Annotated in this window: 4 protein-coding genes; all 4 read right to left on the bottom strand. The window is 71.3% G+C overall.

Annotated features, from left to right (window positions below; all coding sequences use genetic code 11):
• Positions 1-274: 274 nt before the first annotated feature.
• The 4 genes from K2X24_RS13425 to K2X24_RS13410 all read right to left on the bottom strand — a co-directional run bounded on the left by K2X24_RS13425 (position 275) and on the right by K2X24_RS13410 (position 4,015).
• Entirely contained in the window at positions 275-1,666 is a 1,392-nt protein-coding gene (locus K2X24_RS13425) for an HD-GYP domain-containing protein (RefSeq protein WP_292498903.1), read from the bottom strand.
• A 291-nt stretch (positions 1,667-1,957) separates the two neighbouring features.
• Entirely contained in the window at positions 1,958-2,803 is an 846-nt protein-coding gene (gene rlmJ / locus K2X24_RS13420) for a 23S rRNA (adenine(2030)-N(6))-methyltransferase RlmJ (protein WP_292498901.1), read from the bottom strand.
• A gap of 64 nt (positions 2,804-2,867) precedes the next feature.
• Entirely contained in the window at positions 2,868-3,506 is a 639-nt protein-coding gene (locus K2X24_RS13415) for a ribonuclease T2 (RefSeq protein WP_292498905.1), read from the bottom strand.
• A gap of 41 nt (positions 3,507-3,547) precedes the next feature.
• Positions 3,548-4,015 (bottom strand): hypothetical protein, encoded by a 468-nt coding sequence (locus K2X24_RS13410; RefSeq protein WP_292498899.1) that lies wholly within the window; start codon positions 4,013-4,015, stop codon positions 3,548-3,550.
• Positions 4,016-4,386: the final 371 nt, after the last annotated feature.

Raw genomic sequence — 4,386 nt, 5'->3', positions numbered from 1 at the left:
AGATTTGGCCGCCCCTCCCTTGGCCATGCTCTCCTCCGACTCCCTGCCACCCGTCACCGCCTCGGGGCGCGCAGCCATCGCGGCGCGGGCCAGACCCTTGCCGGGTTCGGCCTCCAAGCGCTCGTCCGCCCGCATTGTCCCACCCCTCCGACACGATAGAGCGTGGACGCTGCGCCCGCGCGGTCAATCCGGACGCATCCACCGGCTCGGCGGTCCGCCAGGGACGGGACATGACCGTGGCGTGTGAAGCTAGGATGACAGGCGCGGATCAAGCTCAGGCGGCCGCCCGGGCGAGCCCGCCTTCCAAGACGGTGAGGGCCCGTTCCAGGGCGTCGAAGCAGACCGGGTCGAAGGCGGTGCCGAGGTCGGCCCGCATGATCTCGAGGGCCTTCGGGATCGGCATCGCCTTGCGGTAGGGCCGGTCGGCGGTGAGCGCGTCGAACACGTCCGCCACCGAGACGATCCGGGTCTCAGGCTCGATCGCCTCGGCTTTGAGACCGCGCGGGTAGCCCCGCCCATCGAGGCGCTCGTGATGGGCGCCGCCGATGCGCGCCATCTCGTGGAAGGCAGCGACCCGCGCGAGAATGCCCTCGGAGAGGGTGGCGTGGTGGCGCATGTCGCGCCATTCGGCCTCGTCGAGCTTGCCGTTCTTGTCCAGAATGGAGTTCGAGACGCCGAGCTTGCCAACATCGTGCAGCAATGCGGCCCGGCGCAGCCAACGCCGCCGCTCCGCGGTGAAGCCGAGCTCCGCCGCGATCAGGTCGGCATAGACCGCGACGCGCTCCGAATGCCCGGAGGTGAACGGACTCTTGGCGTCGATGACCTTGGCGAAGGCGCGGGCGATGTCGTCGAGATAATCCTCGTCCACCACCACGGCGCGCTGCGCGGGCTCCAGGGCGGTGACGGCCTCGGTGATCGCCTCGGAGGCGAGCATCTCCCAGAAGCCCGGCATCGCGGCGGCCCGCTCGAAGCAGGCTACCGCGTGCGGATCGAACCAGCTCCCGCTGCGGCTCCGGACCTCCGCCAGGGCCGCCTCGGGGCCGGCCGCCGTGTGAAACACGTCGACCACCTGGGCCAGGAGCGCGATGCGGGCATAGATCGGGATCGCCGGCCCTGCCCGCTGGTCCGGGCGGCCCCTGCCGTTCCAGTGCTCGTCGAGGGCATGGATGGCCTCGCAGACGGCGGGCGGGAAGCGCAGCTGCGCGGCGATCTCGGCACCCCGCTGGCAACGGGTCTGGATCAGGTCGTCGGCGATCGCGCCGCCGTTCTGGAGGATGTTGAGGACGGCTTTGAAGCGTTCGGCCAGGCCCGACTTGAGGCCCGTATGCGCGAAGACGAAGCCGAGCACCTTCGGCAAGCTGTCGCTGACGGTCTTGAAATCGCGCTTGAAGCTCAGGTCGTCCGACAGATACAGCTCGCAGATCCGGGCGGCGTTGCTGGAGCAGCCGAGATCCTTGAGCATCACCGTGTAGTAGAGTTCCCAGAGATGGTTCTCGGGCAGGCCCATCTGTCGGCCGACATGCATGCCGATCCAGGTCGCGCGCACGCAATGCCCGATCGGCTGGCCCTCGGTGAGGTCGAGGGCGTGACTCAAGGCGCCGAGCAGTTCCGACAGATTGATGCCGTTCGGCGCGCGATCACGGGTGTCGACAGGGTGGAGGGGCATCAGGGCGGGTTCCGGGGGCAAGCCGAACACTCCTAACCCGTGAAGGGCAACAGGACTTTACCGACACCGCCGATCCGTTGCGATCCTTAACGGGACCTTCGTCCGCCTCCTGCCGCCCTCCCTAAGATCCCGCGGAGCGCATCTCGGCGGACCGGGGCGGAGGCCGGGCCCCCTGCTTGGACGCGGCCGATCGCGGCGTGCCCGATCCCGGTGGTGATCAGGACGACGGATCGGGCGCATCTTCGGAGGCATATCGCTTCGCGGCACGGGCGGAACGACGCGCGAAAGAGTTCAGGCGGGTGCCCCGAAGGCCTCGCAGCGGAAGGCGGCGTAGTCGCTCCGGGCCAGGCGCTCGGCGAGCGCCGGCAGGAACAGCATCGCCTCCTCGGCGAGCCGCCAGGGCGGATTGACGACGACGAGACCGCTGCCGTTGAGGCGGGTCGGATCGGGCTCGGAGACCATCAGGTCGAGGCGCAGGGCCGGGCGGGCGAGGCCGCGATCGAGTTCGGCCACCATGCGGTCGACCTTGGAGACGTCCTTGATCGGGTACCAGCCGAGATAGGTGCCGGTCGGCCACTTGGCGACCGCCCGGGCGAGCGCCGCGCCGAGGCGGTCGATCTCGCCGAGTTCCTCGTAGGGCGGGTCGATCAGGACGAGGCCCCGGCGCTCGGGCGGCGGGATCAGCGCGTTGAGCGCCGTCCAGCCGTCGAGATGCATCACCTTCGAGAGCGAATCCTGGTTGAAGCGCGCCCGCAGGGTCTCGGCATCGGCCGGGTGCAGTTCCACGAAGACGCCCTGGTCGCTGGGGCGCAGGAACTCGCGGATGAGGGCGGGCGAGCCCGGATAGGTGTCGGCCCCGTGCCGCGCCTGCACCGCCGCCACCGCCTCCCGGTAGGGGGCGAGCAGATCCTCGACGGCCTCGGGAAACGGGGTCGCGAGCCGGCCCCAGCCGTCCTGCCACTCCCCCGTGCGCCCGGCCTCGTCGGCGGTGAGGTCGTAGAAGCCGAGCCCCGCATGGGTGTCGATCGCCCGGAAGCCCGTGGGCTTCAGGCAGAGATGGGCCAGCACGCGGGCCAGCACGAGGTGCTTCAGGACATCGGCGAAATTGCCGGCGTGGAAGGCGTGGCGGTAATTCATGAGGTCCGGGCCTGTCTCACCACGGCCCCCGGCGACCAGACCCGGGGGCGAAGCGCGGCATCATCTACCGCGCGGCGTCGATGGCAACCTCGCCGGCGCGGCAATTCTGGCGGGCCACCTCGGGGCAGGGGGTGAAGCCGCGCAGGTCCTTGGCAAAGCAGATCCGCACCTCCTGGAGCTGACCGCCCCGGCAGGTCACCGACATCATGTCGGGCCGCAGGCCCCGGTTGGCCGTCACGAACTGCCGGGCGACCTCGATCGGCGCCATGCGGGTGTCGCGCTCCAGCCCCTTGAAGGCGTCCGGAATGGTCACCGCCGCGCGGGCGTCCCGGGCCGCCTGGAAATACGAGACCGGATCGAGGCCCGAGCAGGTGCCGTGCGTGCGCCACTCGTGCCGGGCCAGCCCCTCGCTCGGATAGACCTGCCCCGCCACCTCGATCGCCTGCCGGGTCGGCGAGCGCTCGACGGAGGAGCAGTTCGAGGGGTAGCCCCGGGTGTATTGCGGCCAGAGCCCGTGCACGACGAAGCCGAGGCCACGGCCCGGCCGGCACTGGCCGTCCGCCTCGCGGCGCGCGCCGGGTCCGTCGCAATAGGTCGGGGACCAGGACAGGGCCAGGACGTAGAAGTCGAACGATCCCGGCGTGCCGCCGCGCTCGAACCCCTGGGCCGGCGCCCCCGTGGGCGCCGCCAGCGCAAGGGTCAGGCCCGCGAGGGCGAGGCGCGCCGGGCGCCGGAGCGCGCGGCTCACGGACGGGCTTCGCGGCAGGCCGAGGAATAGGCGTACGACAGGTTGCGGTCGAGACCGTGGACGCAGAACTCGATGCCCCAATCGGCCCCGATGATGCCGAGCCCGTCGCGCACCGAATAGTCCACCTTGCGGCGGATGCCGTCCGAGGTGGTGGCCACCGCGCTGCAGAAGCGGCGGGGAACGTAGTCGAGGCCCCAGGGGCGCCAGGCCGTGCGCTCGATGTGCTCGTAGCGCAGGATGGTGAGGGAGGAGTTCCAGAACTTCGCCTCCTTCTCGGCGAAGTGCGACGAGAGCCGCTCCAGCACCTCGGGGGCCTGGCAGCCGGGAATGTTGGCCTCGTAGTTGAACTCGCGCTCCTCGGCGGGGGTGATCTCCTCGCGGCCGGAGCGGGCGAGCGCCGGCTGGAGGGCACCCGCCAGCACGAGGCCGAGGGCGAGGGTGGTGGAGAGGGGATTCGGGCGCATGCCGGCGTCTTCGTTCCGCTGGAGTCCGTGAAGCGTGCGGGAACGATGGCGCCTCGGACCGCGCTGTCAAGCGCGGGGTCGGGCGCCCCGTCGCTTTCCCGGCCCCCTGGGGTTCGCCGGGCACACCTTCCGGATGCGGCCCGGTACGGCTCGGCGCCTCTCGCAAAACGCCCGACGCACCGTCGTGCTCAGGGCAAGAACCGAGTGGGGTCGGGCGTTGTGCGAGGCGTCCTCAGTAGATCGGCTCTGCGAGTCCGGGGGCCGCGAGGGAAAGCGGCTCGGGGGCGAAATCCTCCGGCGGGAGGGCGGCCGCGACGCGGGGGGCCGGGGGCCGCGCGACGGGCGCGCGCGGGGCCGCCGCATAGGCGGTG

Source organism: Methylobacterium sp., from assembly GCF_019750675.1.
Lineage (GTDB): Bacteria > Pseudomonadota > Alphaproteobacteria > Rhizobiales > Beijerinckiaceae > Methylobacterium.
Note: the sequence above shows the minus strand (reverse complement) of the source record. Positions and strands in the feature narration are given on the sequence as shown.